The organism is Streptomyces afghaniensis, assembly GCF_044327915.1.
Lineage (GTDB): Bacteria > Actinomycetota > Actinomycetes > Streptomycetales > Streptomycetaceae > Streptomyces > Streptomyces afghaniensis.
This window is the reverse complement of sequence record NZ_JBIRGJ010000002.1, coordinates 495,789-513,793: the sequence shown is the minus strand read 5'-3', so window position 1 is coordinate 513,793 and position 18,005 is coordinate 495,789. Positions and strand designations below refer to the sequence as shown.

The following is an 18,005-nucleotide window of genomic DNA, read 5'->3' as shown; positions in this document are numbered from 1 at the left end:
TTCAGGGCACACAAAAGGCCCCCGCGCGTGTCGCGGGGGCCAGGTGCCGGGAGACTTCCGGACGAGGGGCTACTGCCGGGCGCGCGCCTTCTGCCAGGCGTAGCCGACGGCCGCCAGGACCAGCGTCATCCCGCCCGTCGAGTACAACTGCACCCGCGTGTCGGGCTGGCGGGCCATCAGGACGAAGACGGCGGCCATGCCGGCCAGTGCGACCCACGTCAGCCACGGGAACGCCCACATCCGCACGACCAGCTTCTCCGGCGTCTCCCGCTCCAGGCGCCGTCGCAGCCGCAGCTGCGAGACGGCGATGAAGATCCAGACGACCAGGATCACCGCGCCGATCATGTTCAGCAGCCAGGAGAAGACGTCGTTCGGCCGCCAGTAGCTCAGCAGCACGCACAGGAACCCGAAGACGGAGGACGCCAGCACGGCGATCCGCGGGACCCCGCCCGAGACCCGGCCCAGCACCTTCGGGCCCTGGCCGCGCTCCACCAGCGAGTAGGCGATGCGCGAGGCGCCGTAGATGTTGGCGTTCATCGCGGACAGCAGGGCCACCAGGACGACCACGTTCATCAGCTGGCCGGCACCCGGGATGCCGAGTTCGTCGAGGGCGGCGACGTACGGGCCCTTCTCGACGACCTCCTTGGAGTCCCACGGCACCAGCGTGACGATGACGGCCATCGAGCCGACGTAGAACAGCGCGATCCGCCACATCGCCGTACGGACCGCGCTCGCCACGCCCTTGACGGGGTTCTCGGACTCGGCCGCCGCGATGGTGACCGTCTCCAGGCCGCCGTAGGCGAAGACCGAGGCGAGCAGGCCGATGACCAGGCCCTCGCCGCCGTTGGGGAGGAAGTCGGTGAGGTGGGAGGCGCCGGGCGAGTCCGTGCCCGGCAGGATCCCGAGGATCGCCAGGACGCCGAGCGCCAGGAACAGGGTGATCGCGCCGACCTTCAGGGCCGCGAACCAGAACTCGAACTCGCCGAAGTTCTTCACGGCCGCGAGGTTCGTGCCGCAGAACACGACCATGAACAGCGCCACCCACGCCCACTCCGGCGTCCCCGGCAGCCAGCCGCTCACGATCTTCGCGGCACCGATGCCCTCCAGACCGACGGCCGTGCACAGGAGCACCCAGAAGGCCCATCCGGCGGTGAAACCGGCCCAGGGGCCGATCGCGCGCTCCGCGTGCGCCGAGAACGAACCCGACGACGGATACGCGGCCGACATCTCGCCGAGCATCCGCATCACCAGCATGACGAGGAGGCCGGAGAGGGCGTAGGCGACCACGATCGACGGACCGGCGGCGGCGATGCCCGCGCCGGAACCGACGAACAGTCCGGCGCCGATCACCCCGCCGAGGGCGATCATCGACAGATGGCGCTGTTTCAGGCCGTGGGAGAGGGAGACGTCGGCCGTGCTGGGCTGCGTCTCCGTGGTGGTGCTGCTGGGCATGGGCGCGGCTCGTCCAATGCGTGAGAGGAGTGCGAGGGCAAAAACGCCGACAGTCTGGGATGCCTCTCCGCCCGAGCGAAGGGGCATCCCAGCATATGGACAGCCGCGTCGCTCTCCGTGGTTACGCGGCGACCGAGGTGTAGTGCGAGGCGTCGCCCTCGATGACGTAGCTCTCCTTACCCTCGATCCCGACGGGGATGTCCCCCGCGACCGTGACCCGGTGCAGACGGCGCGGCAGACCGTCGTAGTTGTCGACGGCGTAGTGCTGGGTGATGCGGTTGTCGAACACGACGAGCTGGTTCGGCGACCAGCGGTGGCGCAGGATGTTCTCCGGCCGCACGACGTACGCCTGGAGCAGGTCGAGGATCTTGCGGGACTCGCCCGGCGACAGGCCCACGATCCGCTGCGCGAAGCCGCCGATGAACAGCCCGCGCTCGCCGGTCAGCGGGTGGACGCGGACCACCGGGTGGGCCGTGCGGTACTTGATCGAGGTGAACTGGGCGCGCCGGGCGGCCTGCACCTCGTCGACGTCCTCGTCCGGGACGGCGTAGTCGTAGTCGTTGGTGTGCTCGGCCCACAGCGTGTCGGCGAGGTTCCGCAGCGACTCGGGCAGGTTCCGGTAGGCGGCGGCCGAGCTGGCGATCAGCGTCTCGCCGCCGTACGGGGGGACCGTGATGCTGCGCAGGCTGGTGGCCTGCGGCGGGTTGAGGACGAAGGTGACGTCGGTGTGCCAGTGGTTGGCGGCCCGGCCGCCCTCGCTGTCCACGGGCAGGACGTTCGGGGCGCCGTCGACGGAGGACACCGTCGGATGGGCGGCGGTGATGTCGCCGAAGTGACGGGCGAAGGCCTGCTGGCCCGCGTCGTCCAGCCCCTCCGCGTCGAAGACGAGTGCTTTGTGGGCGTTGAGCGCCTCACGCAGGGCGGTGTACGTCTCCTCGTCGAGGGGCCGGGTGATGTCGACACCCTCGACACGGGCGCCGATGTTCGCGGTGACCTTGCGGATCTCGATGGCCATGACGGGTTCCTTCCGGATCGGACGAGAGCGGATCAGACGAGAGCGGGGGCGAGGGCGTGCTGGTTGGCGGGGCGCGGGAGGCCGTACCGCTCCCGCAGGGTCCGGCGGGAGCTGCCGTACTCGGTGCGCAGCAGGCCCCGGGCACGCAGGATCGGGACGACGTGCTCGACGAAGGCCTCCAGGCCGGACGGCAGCACCGCGGGCATGATGTTGAAGCCGTCGGCGGCGCCCGAGGCGAACCACAGCCCGATCGTGTCGGCGACCTGCTCGGGCGTCCCCGCGAAGGTGAGGTGCCCGCGCCCGCCGCCGAGCCGCCCGATCAGCTGCCGCACGGTGAGCCGCTCGCGCCGGGCCAGCTCCACGACGAGCGTGTAGCGGCTCTTGGCACCCTCGACGGCGCTCTCCGGCGGCAGGTCGGCGGGCAGCGGGCCGTCCAGGTCCAGGGTGCCCGGGTCCAGCTGCAGCAGCCGCTCCAGGCGGTCCACTCCGTGCGTGTGCACGATGTGGTCCTCCAGGACCCGCTCGACGGCCCGCGCCTCGGCCTCCGTCGAGCCGATCACCGGGACGATGCCCGGCAGCACCTTGATGTGGTCGGCATCGCGGCCGGTCGCGACCGTCCGGGACTTGAGGTCGGCGTAGAAGGCCCGAGCGTCCTCGATGGTCTGCTTGGCGGTGAACACCGCTTCCGCGTACCGCGCGGCGAACCGCTTGCCGTCCTCGGAGGAGCCGGCCTGCACGAGCAGGGGGTAACCCTGAGGAGTGCGGGGCACGTTGAGTGCGCCCTCGACGCTGAAGTGACGGCCCTTGTGCCGGGGCGGGTGGATCTTCGCGTCGTCGCCCCACACGCCCGCCGCCTTGTCGGCGACGATCGCGTCGTCCTCCCAGCTGTCCCACAGCTTCAGCGCCACGTCGAGGAACTCGGCGGCCCGCGCGTACCGTTCGGCGTGCGCCGGCTCGGCGTCCAGACCGAAGTTCCGGGCGGCCTCGGCACCGGCGGTGGTGACGATGTTCCAGCCCGCCCGGCCGCCGCTGATGTGGTCCAGGGTCGCGAACCTGCGGGCCAGGTTGTACGGCGAGTTGTACGAGGTGGAGGCCGTGGCGATCAGGCCGATGTGCTCGGTGGCCGTGGCCAGGGCGGTCAGCAGGGTGATCGGCTCCAGTGCCCCGGCGGGCCGCTGGGCCACACTGCCCCACAGCTGCGGGCCGTCGGCGAGGAACAGCGAGTCGAAGGTGCCGCGCTCGGCGATCCGGGCGAGCCGCACGTAGTGCGCCAGGTCCACATGCGCGTGCGGGTCGCTCTCCGGCAGCCGCCACGACGCCTCGTGATGGCCGGTGTTCATCAGGAACGCGTTGAGGTGCAGCTGTCCGCGGGTCATCGATGGTCCTCCGTCACACCGAGCGCGGCCAGCAGCCGCTCCCGGTACTCGCCGAGCAGGGGGTCGCGGTACGACCGCGGATGCGCGCGGTCGATGGTGAGGTCGAGGCCGATCCGGCCCTGGTCGAGGACGAGCACCCGGTCGGCGAGCACGATCGCCTCGTCCACGTCGTGGGTGACCAGCAGCACCGAGGGCCGGTGGCGCTCCCACAGCTGCCTGAGCAGGCCGTGCATGCGGATCCGGGTGAGCGCGTCCAGCGCCCCGAAGGGCTCGTCGGCCAGCAGCAGTTCCGGCTCGCGGACGAGGGACCGGGCCAGGGCGGCGCGCTGGGCCTCCCCGCCGGACAGCTGGCCCGGCCAGGCCCGCTCGCGGCCCTTCAGCCCCACCTCTTGCAGGGCCTCACGGCCGCGCTGCTCGGCGTCCTTGCCGTCGAGTCCGAGCAGGACGTTGGCGAGCACCCGCCGCCAGGGCAGCAGCCGGGAGTCCTGGAAGACCACCGACACCCGCTCGGGGGCGGTGAGCCGGCCGCTGCCGGTCACGCCGTGGTCGAGTCCGGCGATCGCCCGCAGCAGCGTGCTCTTGCCTGAGCCGCTGTGCCCGAGCAGGGCCGTGAACTGTCCGGCCGGCAGATCCAGGTCGATGCCGTCGAGGACCGTGCGGCCGTCGAACGACCGGGTCAGGCCCCGCAGCTGGACGGCGGGCCGGGTCAGCTGCTCAGTGTGCGGCGCCATGACAGCACCCTCCGTTCGACGATGCGGACCGCGCTGTCGGAGACGAGGCCGAAGATGCCGTAGACGACCAGGCCGACGAGGATGACGTCCGTCTGGCCGTAGTTCTGCGCCTGGAACATCATGTAGCCGAGGCCGCTGGTGGCGTTGATCTGCTCCAGCACCACCAGGCCCAGCCAGGAGCCGGTCACGCCGAGTCGCAACCCGACGAAGAACCCGGGCAGCGCGCCGGGGATGACGACCTGCCGGATGAACCGGTACTTCGACAGGTCCTGGACCTCGGCCAGTTCGACGAACCGGCTGTCGATACCGGACAGCGCGGCATGTGTGTTGAGGTAGATCGGGACGTAGACGACGATCGCGATGATGGCGATCTTGAAGGTCTCGCCGATGCCCAGCCAGAGGATGAACAGCGGTATCAGACCCAGGGTGGGGATCGCCCGGTTGAGGTTGACCGTCCCGTCGATCAGTGCCTCGCCGGTCCGGGTGAGCCCGGACACCAGCGCCAGCAGGATGCCCACGGTCAGGCCGATCGCGAAGCCGGTGGCCGCGCGCTGCAGCGAGGTCAGGATGTCGTCCGGCAGCGTGCCCGCGCTCCACAGGCGGCTGCCCGTCTCCAGCACGGTCCAGGGCGCCGGGATCGCGCCCGGGTCGAGCAGTCCGGCGGCGGAGGCGACGACCCACAGGGCGAGGACGACGGCGGGCCCGACGATCCGGGTGGCGGGCAGCCGCCTGCCGGGGGCCAGCCGCCGGCGCCGGCGCACCTGGCGCGTCTCCTCGGCGGCGGTGGCGAGCGGTGCGGCGGCGGTCTCGGTGGCGGTCTCGGCCGCGGTCGCGGTCGTGTGCGTTGTCGTGTGCGTTGTCGTGGTCACGGCGGTCACCTCCGGTACTCCGCGGGTACGGCCTTCGCCGCGATGGACTCGAATCGGTGGTCGAAGAGCTCGGAGACGTCGAACTTCTTCACGAAGCCGCCCTCCGCGAGCAGATCGGCGGTCTCCTGCTCCCACGCGATCGCCTCGTCCCAGCGCGGCGGGAACAGCGGCTTGTTGGCCAGCGCGGTGACCGCCTTCGCCTGGGCCGGGGTCAGGTTCTGCGTCCCGACGTAGAACTGCTCGTTCCACTCGTCGGGGTGCTCGTACGTCCACACCTGACCCTTCGCCCAGTACGGGATGTACGCGGCGATCGCGGCGGCCTTCGCGGAGTCGTTCAGCACCGGGACCGGCGCCCACAGCAGGTTGAGCAGGTCCACCACGTCCGTGGTGATGGTCCGGGCGGACTTGTACTGCGCCAGGTACGCGGGCGCCTGCGTGTTGGCGAGCGGGGCGATGTCCACCTGCCCGGACTGCAGGGCGGTGAGGAACTGGTTGCTGGTCAGCGGCACCAGCTCCACGTCGTCGTAGGCCAGCCCGGCCTTCTTCAGCGCCCGCAGCAGCACGACGCCCTGTGCCTGCCCCTGGGAGAAGGCCAGCCGCTTGCCCCTGAAGTCGGCGACCTCGCGAATGTCGCCGCCGGGCTTGGTGGCGAACAGGTAATTGGGCTTGCGGGTGATGTTGATCGCGACGATCTTCGCGTCGAAGCCCTGGTAGTGCGCCTGGATCGGAGGAATCCCCGCGTTGTTGGCGACCTCCAGCGACTTCGCGCGGAAAGCGTTGATGACATCGGGGCCCGCGCCGATGTTCAGCCAGTCGGCCACCTTGAACGGCAGGTCGCGGAACCCGGCCAGCTTGAACTGGAGTTGCTGCGCGTTCTGGTACGAGGCGATCTGCAGGCTCGTACCCGCGGGCACCCTGGAGGCCAGCGGGGCGTCGGACGCCGCCTCGGCCGCGGCGCTGTTGTCCGCGCAGCCGCTCAGTCCGGCCGCAGCGGCTGTCACACCGAGCAGTGAGGTCAGGAACTGTCGCCGGTCGAGGCCGGGAACGGGGGGCGAAGGCATGGGAGGACTCCCTGGGGATGGCAGACGGCACAGCACGCGGAATTCCGGGCAGGAAAAGCCGGGCAGGGGAATTCACGTGAATTTCACACGGGAAGGAGAAGGCGCTCCGTGAACGGGCGCCGGGGGCGCGTCAACGGGTCAGCAACAGAGAGTGCGACAGCTCGTGAGCGGGCTCATGAACAGGATGTTCCCGGCCATGCGTCACTCCTGTCAACATTCCGAGTTTCTGAATTAAATGACCTCAGGTGACACGCCCAGCGGATCCCGGTAAAGGACGTCGAGCGCCACCGAACCACCCGCCACGGCCAGAACGGAATCCAGGAAACTGCTCGGTGACACGGTCGCGGCGCGGCCGGCTTCGACCTCATCCCGCAACGCGGTCAGGCAGTCCTCCCGGTACATGATCCCGATCTCCGTCACGACCACCCGCTCCGGGTTGAGCACATCGAGCAGCAGCCTGACCGCACGCCCGACCCTCCGCGACCGCTCCGTCAGCAGCCGTACGGCCACCGGGTCACCGGCCGCGGCGGCGCCGACCACGTGCATCGGGTTCACTCCGTCGACGATCCCCGCCTCCTGGGCCCGCCGGCAGAGGGTCCGCTCGCTCAACTCGGCCTGGAGGCAGCCCATCCGGCCGCAGTCACAGTTCTCCGTGCCGCCCGGCACCGGCAGATGGGCGATGGCCCCGGCCTGGGAGCGCGGCCCGTGGTGCACCTCGTCGTTGGTGGCGAACGCCGCGTCGACCACGTTGCCCGCGAACAGGTGCAGCACGCTGCGGCTGCCCCTTGCCCCACCGAACAGGCGCTCCGCGTTGACCAGCGCCCGCGCGTGCCCGTCCACATGGACCGGCAGCCCGGTGTGCGCGCCGAGCACCTCCCGCACCGGCACCTCGCGCCAGCCCAGCAGCGGATGCTCGACGACGGTGCCCGAGTCCCGGTCCACCCAGCCGCCCGCGGCGAAACCGACACCCAGCGCCCTGCTGCCGGGAGTCCCGGCGAGCAGCGCCGCCAGCACGTCGGCGGCCCGCGCCAACACCACCGCGGGATCGGTGCGTTCGTGCTTCACTTCCCGCCGGGCCAACACGCGCCCGCGCAAGTCCAGCAGCGCGACCGTGGTGTGCGGCACAGCCACGTGCACCGAGCCGACCACGAACCGGGAGTCGTCCAGGTCGACCGGCTGGTGCGGTCGCCCCACGCCCCCGGAGCGCCGGAGCTCGGCGGACTCGCGGATGAGCCCCGACTCCGCGAACCGGGCACAGTAGCCGGTCACCGACGCCGGCGACAGGCCGGTCAGCCGGGCGATGGTGCTGCGCGCGACCGGGCCGTGCTCCAGCACGGCCCGCAGGACGGCACTGGCGCTGGTGCGGCGCCGGTCGTTGTCGGCGACACGGGGAACGGTGGACGTCAGAAGGGGAGCCGCGGTACGGGGCATGGGAATCTTCCTGGGGCCGGTCCGACACTGCGCCGTCTCGATCGGCGAGCCGGATCCCCTCCGCCCCGCCTCACAGAGGGCGGCGACAGGTGGCCGTGCCCTGGCGTCGCAGGTCGACGTAGCGACGCGACGAGAAGTACCGGGCCTGGGCAACCATGTCCGCGACGCTAGCAAAACGGCCCGGGGCTGCCCAGACGGTGACCGACGGGCGAGACGGCGGGCTCGGCGACGTTGGGGGAAACCTACAGAGGTCCGGTTTCCCGCCTCTCGTGTCGCAGGGCACCCCATCACCGTGACTGGCATCACGCCGTGGTGGCTGTAACCCGCATCCTTTGTCCGAAGCCGACCAACTGCCGGTCCACGCCTTTGTCGAGCGCTGACGGTGATCGGGGTGAGCGCGCTGGGATAGCGTCACGGTGTCCCATCGCCCTCACCCTCGCGGAGTCCCCATGAGCACCGCTGCCGCCACACCCGCCCGCACCGGGCAGGTCCTCGCCGACCTGCTGCCCGCATCCCGTGTCCGGGACGCGGCCCTCGTGCTCGGCGGAGCCGCGCTCACCGGCCTCGCCGCGCAGATCTCGGTGCCCGTGCCCGGCTCCCCGGTGCCGGTGACCGGACAGACCTTCGCCGCGCTGCTCGTCGGCACCGCCCTTGGTGCCGGGCGCGGCTTCGTCGCGCTGGCGCTGTACGCCGTGGCGGGCCTCGCCGGTGTGCCGTGGTTCGCGAGCGGCACGTCCGGCGTCGCCCCCTCCTTCGGCTACATCCTCGGCATGATCCTCGCCTCCACGGTGGTGGGCGCCCTGGCCCGCCGCGGCGCCGACCGCTCGATGCTGCGCATGGCGGGCACGATGCTGGTGGGCGAGGCGATCATCTACGCCGTCGGCGTGCCCTACCTGGCCCTCGCCACCGGCATGTCCGCCACCGCCGCGATCGCGGCCGGCCTCACGCCGTTCCTGATCGGCGACGCGCTGAAGGCGGCGCTGGCGATGGGGGCGCTGCCGACGGCATGGAAGTTCGCGAACAAGCGCTGAACCCGTAGGCGTTGCCAAGAGGCCCGCCGGGGGCGTCACGCCCCCGGCGGGCCTCTTGGCGTCAGCACGGTCGGCAGGGACTGGATCAGCCCTCCTGAACCCCTGGCCGCCGCCGCTGCGCCCACCACATTCCGGCCACACCCGCCGCGAGCAACGACGCACCGGCCGCGCCCAGCGGCAGCAGATCCCGCGCCGGACCGGTCTTCGGCAGCTCCTTGCCGCCCGGGGAGTCCGGCTTGCCGGGGGAGACCGGCTCGTTGTCGGTGCCGAGCAGCAGGGGCGTCGCCGGTGCGTCCGGCGACGGATTGGTCGTGCCGAACGGCACCGGGCCCTGCTGCCAGAACGTCTTCTTCCCGTCGCCCGTCTGCACGGGCAGACAGATCTTCCCGGTCTTGCCCAGGTCGTACGTCGCGTCGACCGCGTACGACTTCGACTCACCGGCCGGGAGATTGCCGACGGGGCAGCTGAAACCGCTGTTCGAACCCTCCGGAAGATTGTTCTCTGCTATCGCGGAACACCCCTGGACGTTCTTGACGGTGAGTCCGTCGAAACCGACGACCAAAAGCTGGATCTTCCCGCTGTCCTTGTTCCCCTCGTTCTTCACCGTGGCGGTGAGCGCTGTCTTTTCGGAGTCGTTGTCGACCGAGATCTTCTCGGGCAGCAGCGTGGTCAGCTTCACCCGCGCCGGTGCCTCGTCAACGACCTTTCCTCCCTTGCTGCTCGCGGGCCCTTCGTCTTCCGCTCCGGCTGTTCCGGAAAGGATCACCACGGCCGAGAAGGATGCTGCTACCAGCGATCCCGCGACTGCCGCCGTGCGACGAGAACTCATGTTCGTCCCCCCTTTGCGTCCCCCTGGACTGCCCTGGCCTGCGCCAGAATTCGCCAGTACTGAAAGAGCTACCACAAGATTTCCCGGCACTATCCTGGTACGGCACGAAGTGTGACCGTTGTGTTTCACTGGAGTCGGTCGCGGCGTCGCGGAGGGGGTGCAGCGGATTGCCGGGGAATGCGAACATCGGCGGTGTTCCAGGGATATTGGTGACGGGGCGCTATCGGCTGGTCGAAAGTATCGGGCAGGGGGGAATGGGGCGGGTGTGGCGAGCCGCCGACGAAATACTCGACCGGCAGGTCGCCGTCAAGGAAATGCGTATCGACGGCCTCGACGCGGAGGACAGCAGGACGCGCCGCGAACGCACCCTGCGCGAGGCCAGGGCCACGGCCCGGATCGACCACCCCAACGTCGTACGGGTCTACGACGTGGTCGACGAGGGCGAACGCCTCTGGATCGTCATGGAGTTGGTCGCGGGCCGCTCCCTCGAACGGATCCTCGCGGAGGAGGGACCGCTGGACCCCCGCGACACGGCCCGGATCGGGCTCGGCCTGGTCGCGGCGCTGCGGCAGGTCCATGCGCGGGGAGTGCTGCACCGGGACATCAAACCGGGCAACGTGCTGGTGGAGACCGGGAGCGGGCCGGCCGGACCGGCACGCGGCACCGCCGCCCGGCGTGTCGTCCTCACGGACTTCGGCATCGCCGCGATCCAGGACGCCAAGGCGCTCACCATGGTCGGCATGCTGGTCGGCTCGCCCGACTACATGGCTCCCGAGCGCATCTCCGGCCGCCCGCAGGGCCCACCGTCCGACGTCTGGTCCCTCGGCGCGACCCTCTGCGCGGCCCTCGGCGGCCGTTCCCCCTTCGCCCGCGACACCACGCTGGCGACCCTGCACGCGGTCCTGTACGAGGAGCCCGAACTCCCCGCCACGTCCGGCCCGTTGCGCGACGTCCTGACGTCCCTGCTGGAAAAGGAGCCGTCGGTCCGCCCCGGCCTGGAGGAACTGGAAGCGGCCTTGGACCCGGTCGCGTTCCCGGCGCCGACGCCTACGGTGGCGGTGGGTCCGGTACGGGAACGACTGGAGCGGACAACGGGGTTGCCGGAGCCGGAGCCGGAGCCGGAGCCGGAGCCCTGGCCGGAACCGGAACAGCCGGACTCGGAGCCGTCGGACGTGGAGCCGGTGTCGGATTCGGCCCCGGCTCAGGACCCCGCCGCGAGGCCGGAGCGACGACCCCGGCCCGAACCCGAGCGCCCCGAGCCGGACGAACACCCCGTCCCGGAACCGGACCTGCGGACACCGGCCCCGCCACCTCTCCCGCCCCCCGGGCGGCCCACCCCGAAGGACCCCCGCCAGCCCGCCCCCACACCCGCACCCGCCCCCACATCCGCACCCAAACCCACGGCGAAGACCGAACCGAACAAGGCCAGTTCGCCACCCCCCACCGCCACCACTACGCCCCACACCACCACGACCAGAGCCCGCCCGAGCCCCGTCTCCCTCACCCGAGCACAAGCGGCGACGGAGTGCGGCCCCCGCCCCACGCCGGCACCCATCCCCACACCCACCACGATGCCGCCGGGCGAACTGCCCGGCCCCGCCACTCCGGCCGCGGCCCGCCCCCGCGCCGGCCACCGCCGTACGGTGCTCGCCGCCGCGGCGGCCACGGTCGCGACGGTCGGCGCCGTCGTAGGAATCGTGCTGGCGACGTCATCCGGTTCACCGGGCGACGACACCCCCCGAGCAGGCTCCTCGGCCTCCGCACCACCCACGACCGGCGGCGAGCCCTCACCCACCGTCGAAGGCACATCCAGGCCGCAGAGCCTGCCGCCGGGCGCGCACCGGGAGGCCGGAGGATTCGCCTGGGCGACACCCGACGGCTGGCGGCGGGACGTGAAGACGGGCGCGGAAGTGCACTACACCTCCCCGGACGGCACGCAGGAACTGGTCGGCAAGTCGTCCCTGGCCCGCGGTGACCTGCTGGAGACCTGGCAGACCTCGGAGCGCAACGCCCACCAGGGCGAGGACTACCGCAAGGTCCGTCTGGAGGAGACGACGTTCCGCGGCCACCCGGCGGTGGTCTGGGAGTACACGTTCACGCTGAAGGGCGTCCACTGGCACGCCCGCCTCTTCGGCTTCAACGTGGACGGCAAGTCGTACCAGATCAACACCTGGTACGACTCCGGCGTCGAAACGGAAGCCCTCCGCACGTACGAGAAGGTCAAGGACAGCTTCACGGTGCTGTAGGCGGCAACGGGAAAGCCCCCCGTTCACCACGAACGGGGGGCACCGGGAAAAGGGCCGGTCAGCCGGCCGAAACCTCGTCCCGCCTGTCGTCCTGCGCCTGCGCCTGCTCCTGCGCCTGCGCGGCGGCAGCGGCGGCCCGCCGCCCCCCGAGGACCTTCTCCTTCACGAAGGCGACGGCGAGGACGAGCGCCGCGACGAGCAGCGACAGCAGCATGGTCTCGCGGCCGTCGTGCTCGGTGTCGGTGAGCATGTACCCGAGGATGAACACGATCAGCGCGGCCGTCGCCCAGGTCAGGTACGGGTACAGCCACATCTTCACGACGAGCTTCTCGGGCGCCTCGGCCTGGATGATCCTCCGCATCCGCAGCTGGGAGAAGCAGATCACCAGCCACACGAACAAGGCGACAGCGCCACTGGAGTTCACGAGGAAGAGGAAGACGGAGTCCGGGAACTTGTAGTTGAAGAACACGGCGACGAAGCCGAACGCGACGGACGCGAGGATCGCCGTGCGCGGCACGCCGTTGGCCGTCGTCCGGGCGAAGCCCTTCGGCGCGTCACCGCGCTGGCCGAGCGAGAAGGCCATGCGGGAGGCGGTGTAGAGGCCGGAGTTGAGACAGGACAGCACCGAGGTCAGCACGATGAAGTTCATGATCTGGCCGGCGTGCGGAATGCCGAGGGAGTCGAGCGCGGCGACGTACGAGCCGTCCTTGGTGATGGACTTGCTGTCCCAGGGCAGCAGGGACACCACGACGAAGATCGAGCCGAGGTAGAACACGGCGACACGCCAGATGATGCTGTTGGTGGCCTTGGTGACGGCCTGCTGCGGGTTCTCGGACTCACCGGCGGCCAGGGTGGCGATCTCGCTGCCCATGAAGGAGAAGACGACGAGCAGCACACCGGTGAGGATCGCCCCGGGACCGTGGGGCAGGAAGCCTCCGTGCTCGGTGAGGTTGCTCAGCCCGGCCTGTTCACTGTCCACACCCGGCAGGAGCCCGAAGACGGCCAGCCCGCCGATGACGATGAACGCGGCGATCGCGACCACCTTGATCCCGGCGAACCAGAACTCGAACTCTCCGTACGACCCGACGGAGACGAGGTTGGTGGCGGTGAGCACCAGCATCACGATCAGGGCCCAGGCCCACTGCGGCACGGCCGGTATCCACCCCTCCAGGATCACCGCACCGGCGGTCGCCTCGACCGCCAGCACGACCACCCAGAAGAACCAGTACAGCCAGCCGATGGAGAAACCGGCCCAGGACCCGAGCGCCCGGTCGGCGTGCGCGGAGAAGGAACCCGAGGTCGGGTTGGCGGCCGACATCTCACCGAGCATCCGCATCACGAGCACGACGAGCGTGCCGACGAGGGCGTACGACAGGAGGATGCCGGGCCCGGCGGTGGCGATACCGGAGCTGGACCCGACGAACAGGCCGGCCCCGATGACACCACCGATGGCGATCATGGAGAGGTGCCGGCTCTTGAGCCCGGCTTGGAGCCCGGAGCCGTCACCGGGTTCGTTTCCTGTCGTTTTGAGAGTCGGCTGCGAGGTCATGGAGCGGATTTCCTTTGCGCCGGGGAGCTGTTTGCCCGTACGAGCGGTGTACGAGCGGTTATACGAGCCGGTCCAGTGAATCGGAGGTGAACGGATAGGAGAACCTTTGAATCCAGATTGTTACTTGAGGTTTTCCTGAGCTTCCGTAATCCGGCTCACAATCACGTCAAGTTTTCGTGAGCGCCACCCCGCGCGCCTGCCCCGAAACATCCGTGTCACACTCGTCCCATGCGCGTGTACCTCGGCTCGGACCATGCGGGCTACGAACTGAAGAACCACCTCGTCGAGTGGCTGAAGGCGGCGGGTCACGACCCCGTCGACTGCGGCCCGCACATCTACGACGCCCAGGACGACTACCCGCCCTTCTGCCTCCGCGCCGCGGAGCGGACGGCCGCGGACACCGACGCCCTCGGCATCGTCATCGGCGGCTCCGGCAACGGTGAGCAGATCGCCGCGAACAAGGTCAAGGGCGTCCGCGCGGCCCTCGCGTGGAGCGAGGAGACCGCGGCCCTCGGCCGCCAGCACAACAACGCCAACGTCGTCGCCGTGGGCGCGCGCATGCACTCGCAGGACGAGGCGACGAAGTTCGTCGAGACGTTCCTCAGCACCCCGTTCTCCGGTGACGAACGTCACATTCGCCGGATCGACATGCTCGCCACGTACGAAACGACAGGCGACCTCCCCCCGATCCCGCCCCACCACCCGCAGCAGTAACGGCGCCCGGACCGGTCCGAGCCCTGCGCGCTGCGTCCGGCTCCGGCATCCGCCCTGTCCTGTCCTGAGCCCGGCGCGCATACCGCGCCGGTGCTCAGGCGCGTCCGGCCGTCGTGATCACCAGAGGGGAGCCCCTGTGCCGGAAGGCCACACCATCCACCGACTGGCCCACGACTACGCCACCGCCTTCCTCGGCACAACCCCCCGGGTGACGAGCCCCCAGGGCAAGTTCACCGACGCCGCCGCCCTCCTCACCGGCACGGAACTCACCCACACGGAAGCCCACGGCAAACACCTCTTCCTCGGCTTCCACGCCACCGACTGGATCCACATCCACCTCGGCCTCTTCGGCAAGGTCACCTTCGGCCCGGCCCCCGCGCCCCCGCCCACCGACACCGTCCGCCTCCGCCTCGCGAACGACACCGCCTACGTCGACCTGCGCGGCCCCACCACCTGCGCCCTCATCACACCCCCGGAGAAGCAGGCGATACACGACCGCCTCGGCCCCGACCCCCTCCGCGACGACGCCGACCCGGACACCGCGTACCGCCGCATCACCCGCAGCCGTACAACCATCGCCGCCCTCCTCATGGACCAGAAGGTCATCGCCGGCGTGGGAAACGTCTACCGCGCGGAGGTCCTCTTCCGGCACCGCATCGACCCGTACCGCCCCGGCAAGGACATCACCCCACCCGAGTGGCACGCGATCTGGACCGACCTGGTCGAGCTCATGCGCGAGGGCGTCCGCAACAACCGCATCGACACCGTCCGCCCGGAACACACCCCGGAGGCGATGGGCCGCCCGCCCCGCGTGGACGACCACGGCGGCGAGGTGTACGTCTACCGCAGGGCCAACCTGCCCTGCCACATCTGCGGCGGCGAGATCCGCACCGCCGATCTCGCCGCCCGCAACCTCTTCTGGTGCCCGGCCTGCCAACGCCCCTGAAACGGCCCGGGCGTCAGAACCCGTGCGGCAACCACGGCGGCACAGCCGCCCCGAACCCGAGCGACGCCTCCGCCAGCGCCCCCGGCCGCAGCTCCCGCACCCGTCCCGCCGCCCCCAGCGAGGCCAGCGACACGCCTCCGAGATACGCCGCCCCCAACTCCCGTACGGACAACGCGACATCCGCCGCATCCGCCGTACGCACACAGGACGCCCCCTTCGCATCCCCGCTGAGCCGCCAACGCCCGGCGTTCCAGGGACAGAACGCGTCCTCCACCTCGAACACCACGTCCACCGGCGCCTGATACGTCCGCGCCTCCAGCGCGGCCCCGACATCCACCAGCCGTACGTACAGCGAATCCCGCAACCGCGGCTGACACCGCCGTATGTCGGACACCATGTACTGCCACGCGTCGTCGACCGGCCGCCCCCGCAGCGCCAGCGTCGACGTCAGGTCGATGCCGAACAGGAACCGCAACAGCGCCGCGTCCGCCGCGGGATCCAGCGCGGCGGAGTTCTCCAGCGTCACCGTGCCGTTGGCCCCGGCGTGCTCCCAGCCCGGCTTGACGCGGTACCGCGCGTACCCGACCGTCTCCCCGTCCCGCTCGGCGAGGACGCACTGAAGCGGCGACGCCCCCTCCCGCCCGCTCTCCGGATCGAGCACCCCGAGCCGCTCCCAGCCGGGCAGCCGCGCCACCATCCCCGGCCGGGACGGCACCAGCCGTGCGTACACCGCCTCGCACACGTCGACGACATCGGCGGGAACGGCGTAGCGCAGGCGTACGTCGTCCGTACCGGCCGGCAGCGAGGTCAGCCGCACGCGACTCGTGTCGATCTCGGCGTGCAACTGGAAGGTGGCGGCGCCGTATCCGAACCGGCCGTAGATCGCCGGCTCGGAGGCGGTGAGCACGGCCAGCGGCTCACCCCAGGCGCGGACGTCGTCCAGCTGCCGCCGCATCATCGAGGTCAGGACACCGCGCCGGCGGTGCGTGGCGGCCACGCTCACCATCGTGACGCCCGCGGCCGGCACCGAGGCCCCGCCGGGCACGGTGAGCCGGAAGGAGAACGCCCCCGCCGTCCCCACGCAGGCGTCCCCGTCCCAGACGCCGAGCGAACGGTCGTACTCGGTCAGCGCGTCCCACAACTCCCGCTCCTCGGCGGACTCGGGCACTCCGCCGAAGGCGCGGAGGAGGGTGTCGTACCACGTGTCCCAGTCGTCCTGCCGAAGCACTCGCAGGGTCGCCGCGGAGCCGGCCGTGTCAGTCACCATGAGCCATGCCTACCAGGGCAGTGCGGGGCGAGCGAGGGATTTTCTCCCGGCCGGCGACGGGCGGCGCACCGTGAAGTTCACTGTGAAGTCGGCCCTCGGACGGGGGACAAGTAGGACCTCCCGTGCCAAGCGGCCCGTCCGATGGATAGGGTCCCGAACTAATGGCAGCAGGACGAGAGCGGCGCGCGGAAGCCGAGACGTTCACGGCCCGGTTGAAGAAGCAGTGGCACCGGGCCCGCGTCGGCGTGCGCCGAGCCGCCGTGGACTACTTCCGCGGCGACGGCTCGGACTGGATCGCCCTGGCCGGTCTGCTCCTGATGGTTCCGGTGATCGCGGCGGCGACGCTGGCGAACTCCGTGTGGTTCTCGCCGGCCGCGCTGGTCCTGCCGGTCGTCGTGGGCGGCCTGCTGCTGCGCCCGGCGAGCCTGCTCGGCCTGTACGCGGCGGCGGCCACGGCACTGATCGTGGAGTCGGTGCGGCTGGGCCCCTACACAGAAGGCCCGTCCAGAGTCACCCCGGGCGTGGTGCTCGTGGTCGCGGCCTGTGGTTTCTTCGGGCTGCTGCTGGCGCAGTTCCGCAGCCGGGTCGGTGTGCCCTGGCGGCGCGGCGGCACCATGCTCTTCGACCTGCGCGAACGCATCCGGGTGCAGAGCAAGCTGCCCGGCCTGCCGGACGGCTGGCACCGGGAGATGGCGCTGCGCCCGGCGGGCGGCCAGTCCTTCTCGGGCGACTTCGTGGTGGCGGCGCGCACCAACGGCGGTCGTACGCTCGAGGTCGTCCTCACCGACGTATCCGGCAAGGGCATGGACGCGGGATCCCGCGCGCTGCTCCTGTCCGGTGCGTTCGGCGGCCTCCTGGGTTCCCTCCCGCCGCACGCCTTCCTCCCGGCCGCGAACGGCTATCTGCTCCGCCAGGACTGGGACGAGGGCTTCGCGACCTCCATCCACCTGGTCCTCGACCTGGACTCCGGCGACTACGAGCTCTACTCCGCCGGCCACCCGCCGGGTCTCCAGCTCAGCGCGGGCAGTGGCCGCTGGGAGGAGAAGGCGGCCGAGGGCCCGCTCCTCGGTGTGTACGACGGCGCCCAGTTCGACCCGGTGAAGGGCTCGCTCCGCCCGGGTGACGTGCTGATGCTGTTCACGGACGGCCTGGTGGAGACCTCCGACCGCGACATCGTCGAGGGCATCGACCGCCTCACCGGCGAGGCCGACCGCTACGTCGCAGGCGGCTTCCACGGTGCCGCCTGGCACCTCATCGAGGCGGTGGCCAAGGACGTCAACGACGACCGGGCCCTGCTGCTGATCTGCCGGGAGGGCCCGACGGCCGCGTCCGCCCGCTGACGCACGGACCGCCCGATCCATGGTTCGGTCATGATTGTGTGGTGCTTCTGCGACCGAACCGGACCCCGATTGCACAGGCAACTGTCGTGTTGATAGAGATTATTGACAAGACTTGAGGACGGCCGGAAGCGGTCGCCGCGATGGCCCA

At 70.8% G+C, this 18,005-nt stretch carries 15 protein-coding genes; 5 read left to right on the top strand and 10 right to left on the bottom strand.

Annotation, left to right across the window (positions count from 1 at the left end; translation table 11 throughout):
- Positions 1 to 69: 69 nt before the first annotated feature.
- From ACH4G3_RS08525 to ACH4G3_RS08495, 7 genes are all read right to left on the bottom strand, one after another.
- Positions 70 to 1,452, bottom strand: a complete 1,383-nt coding sequence (locus ACH4G3_RS08525; RefSeq protein ID WP_397623755.1) for an amino acid permease — start codon at positions 1,450 to 1,452, stop codon at positions 70 to 72.
- A gap of 121 nt (positions 1,453 to 1,573) precedes the next feature.
- On the bottom strand, positions 1,574 to 2,467 hold the full coding sequence (locus ACH4G3_RS08520; protein ID WP_397623754.1) for a TauD/TfdA dioxygenase family protein: 894 nt from the start codon (positions 2,465 to 2,467) through the stop codon (positions 1,574 to 1,576).
- Positions 2,468 to 2,499: 32 nt separating this feature from the next.
- Complete coding sequence (locus tag ACH4G3_RS08515) at positions 2,500 to 3,843, bottom strand: LLM class flavin-dependent oxidoreductase (RefSeq protein WP_397623753.1); 1,344 nt, start codon at positions 3,841 to 3,843, stop codon at positions 2,500 to 2,502.
- A complete protein-coding gene (locus ACH4G3_RS08510; protein WP_397623752.1) occupies positions 3,840 to 4,574 on the bottom strand; it encodes an ABC transporter ATP-binding protein in 735 nt (244 codons plus the stop codon). Before ACH4G3_RS08510 ends, ACH4G3_RS08515 begins: the two co-directional genes overlap by 4 nt.
- A complete protein-coding gene (locus tag ACH4G3_RS08505; protein WP_397623751.1) occupies positions 4,550 to 5,452 on the bottom strand; it encodes an ABC transporter permease in 903 nt (300 codons plus the stop codon). The genes ACH4G3_RS08510 and ACH4G3_RS08505 overlap by 25 nt, the downstream gene beginning before the upstream one ends.
- Positions 5,449 to 6,504 (bottom strand): ABC transporter substrate-binding protein, encoded by a 1,056-nt coding sequence (locus ACH4G3_RS08500; protein ID WP_397623750.1) that lies wholly within the window; start codon positions 6,502 to 6,504, stop codon positions 5,449 to 5,451. The genes ACH4G3_RS08505 and ACH4G3_RS08500 overlap by 4 nt, the downstream gene beginning before the upstream one ends.
- A 231-nt stretch (positions 6,505 to 6,735) precedes the next feature.
- Positions 6,736 to 7,935, bottom strand: coding sequence for an ROK family transcriptional regulator (locus ACH4G3_RS08495; protein WP_397623749.1), 1,200 nt, complete (start codon positions 7,933 to 7,935; stop codon positions 6,736 to 6,738).
- A gap of 449 nt (positions 7,936 to 8,384) precedes the next feature.
- Here ACH4G3_RS08495 and ACH4G3_RS08490 point away from each other — a divergent pair, with 449 nt between their 5' ends.
- Positions 8,385 to 8,966 carry a biotin transporter BioY gene (locus ACH4G3_RS08490; RefSeq protein WP_397617911.1) on the top strand — a complete coding sequence of 194 codons (582 nt, stop codon included), beginning with the start codon at positions 8,385 to 8,387 and terminating at the stop codon, positions 8,964 to 8,966.
- A gap of 85 nt (positions 8,967 to 9,051) precedes the next feature.
- Here the strand turns inward: ACH4G3_RS08490 and ACH4G3_RS08485 are convergent, their stop codons facing one another.
- Entirely contained in the window at positions 9,052 to 9,795 is a 744-nt protein-coding gene (locus ACH4G3_RS08485) for a hypothetical protein (RefSeq protein WP_397623748.1), read from the bottom strand.
- Positions 9,796 to 10,049: 254 nt separating this feature from the next.
- Here ACH4G3_RS08485 and ACH4G3_RS08480 point away from each other — a divergent pair, with 254 nt between their 5' ends.
- A complete protein-coding gene (locus ACH4G3_RS08480; RefSeq protein ID WP_449657598.1) occupies positions 10,050 to 12,041 on the top strand; it encodes a serine/threonine-protein kinase in 1,992 nt (663 codons plus the stop codon).
- 58 nt (positions 12,042 to 12,099) lie between these two features.
- Here the strand turns inward: ACH4G3_RS08480 and ACH4G3_RS08475 are convergent, their stop codons facing one another.
- Positions 12,100 to 13,590, bottom strand: a complete 1,491-nt coding sequence (locus tag ACH4G3_RS08475) for an amino acid permease (RefSeq protein ID WP_397623746.1) — start codon at positions 13,588 to 13,590, stop codon at positions 12,100 to 12,102.
- Positions 13,591 to 13,818: 228 nt separating this feature from the next.
- Between ACH4G3_RS08475 and ACH4G3_RS08470 the strand changes: the two genes are divergently transcribed.
- Positions 13,819 to 14,304: a ribose-5-phosphate isomerase gene (locus tag ACH4G3_RS08470; protein WP_397623745.1), complete on the top strand. Its 486-nt coding sequence runs from the start codon at positions 13,819 to 13,821 to the stop codon at positions 14,302 to 14,304.
- 136 nt (positions 14,305 to 14,440) lie between these two features.
- Positions 14,441 to 15,250, top strand: coding sequence for an Fpg/Nei family DNA glycosylase (locus ACH4G3_RS08465; RefSeq protein WP_397623744.1), 810 nt, complete (start codon positions 14,441 to 14,443; stop codon positions 15,248 to 15,250).
- A 13-nt stretch (positions 15,251 to 15,263) separates the two neighbouring features.
- Here ACH4G3_RS08465 and ACH4G3_RS08460 read toward each other — a convergent pair whose 3' ends face one another.
- Positions 15,264 to 16,517: a GNAT family N-acetyltransferase gene (locus ACH4G3_RS08460; RefSeq protein WP_397623743.1), complete on the bottom strand. Its 1,254-nt coding sequence runs from the start codon at positions 16,515 to 16,517 to the stop codon at positions 15,264 to 15,266.
- 161 nt (positions 16,518 to 16,678) lie between these two features.
- Here ACH4G3_RS08460 and ACH4G3_RS08455 point away from each other — a divergent pair, with 161 nt between their 5' ends.
- Entirely contained in the window at positions 16,679 to 17,857 is a 1,179-nt protein-coding gene (locus ACH4G3_RS08455; RefSeq protein ID WP_397623742.1) for a SpoIIE family protein phosphatase, read from the top strand.
- Positions 17,858 to 18,005: the final 148 nt, after the last annotated feature.

What these genes read in the sequence shown, in the direction of transcription:
- ACH4G3_RS08515 (WP_397623753.1), bottom strand. Translation starts at nt 3,843, where the DNA reads ATGACCCGCGGACAGCTGCACCTCAACGCGTTCCTGATGAACACCGGC.
- ACH4G3_RS08460 (WP_397623743.1), bottom strand. Translation starts at nt 16,517, where the DNA reads ATGGTGACTGACACGGCCGGCTCCGCGGCGACCCTGCGAGTGCTTCGG.
- ACH4G3_RS08510 (WP_397623752.1), bottom strand. Translation starts at nt 4,574, where the DNA reads ATGGCGCCGCACACTGAGCAGCTGACCCGGCCCGCCGTCCAGCTGCGG.
- ACH4G3_RS08495 (WP_397623749.1), bottom strand. Translation starts at nt 7,935, where the DNA reads ATGCCCCGTACCGCGGCTCCCCTTCTGACGTCCACCGTTCCCCGTGTC.
- ACH4G3_RS08500 (WP_397623750.1), bottom strand. Translation starts at nt 6,504, where the DNA reads ATGCCTTCGCCCCCCGTTCCCGGCCTCGACCGGCGACAGTTCCTGACC.
- ACH4G3_RS08520 (WP_397623754.1), bottom strand. Translation starts at nt 2,467, where the DNA reads ATGGCCATCGAGATCCGCAAGGTCACCGCGAACATCGGCGCCCGTGTC.
- ACH4G3_RS08490 (WP_397617911.1), top strand. Translation starts at nt 8,385, where the DNA reads ATGAGCACCGCTGCCGCCACACCCGCCCGCACCGGGCAGGTCCTCGCC.
- ACH4G3_RS08485 (WP_397623748.1), bottom strand. Translation starts at nt 9,795, where the DNA reads ATGAGTTCTCGTCGCACGGCGGCAGTCGCGGGATCGCTGGTAGCAGCA.
- ACH4G3_RS08475 (WP_397623746.1), bottom strand. Translation starts at nt 13,590, where the DNA reads ATGACCTCGCAGCCGACTCTCAAAACGACAGGAAACGAACCCGGTGAC.
- ACH4G3_RS08455 (WP_397623742.1), top strand. Translation starts at nt 16,679, where the DNA reads ATGGCAGCAGGACGAGAGCGGCGCGCGGAAGCCGAGACGTTCACGGCC.
- ACH4G3_RS08480 (WP_449657598.1), top strand. Translation starts at nt 10,050, where the DNA reads ATGGGGCGGGTGTGGCGAGCCGCCGACGAAATACTCGACCGGCAGGTC.
- ACH4G3_RS08470 (WP_397623745.1), top strand. Translation starts at nt 13,819, where the DNA reads ATGCGCGTGTACCTCGGCTCGGACCATGCGGGCTACGAACTGAAGAAC.
- ACH4G3_RS08525 (WP_397623755.1), bottom strand. Translation starts at nt 1,452, where the DNA reads ATGCCCAGCAGCACCACCACGGAGACGCAGCCCAGCACGGCCGACGTC.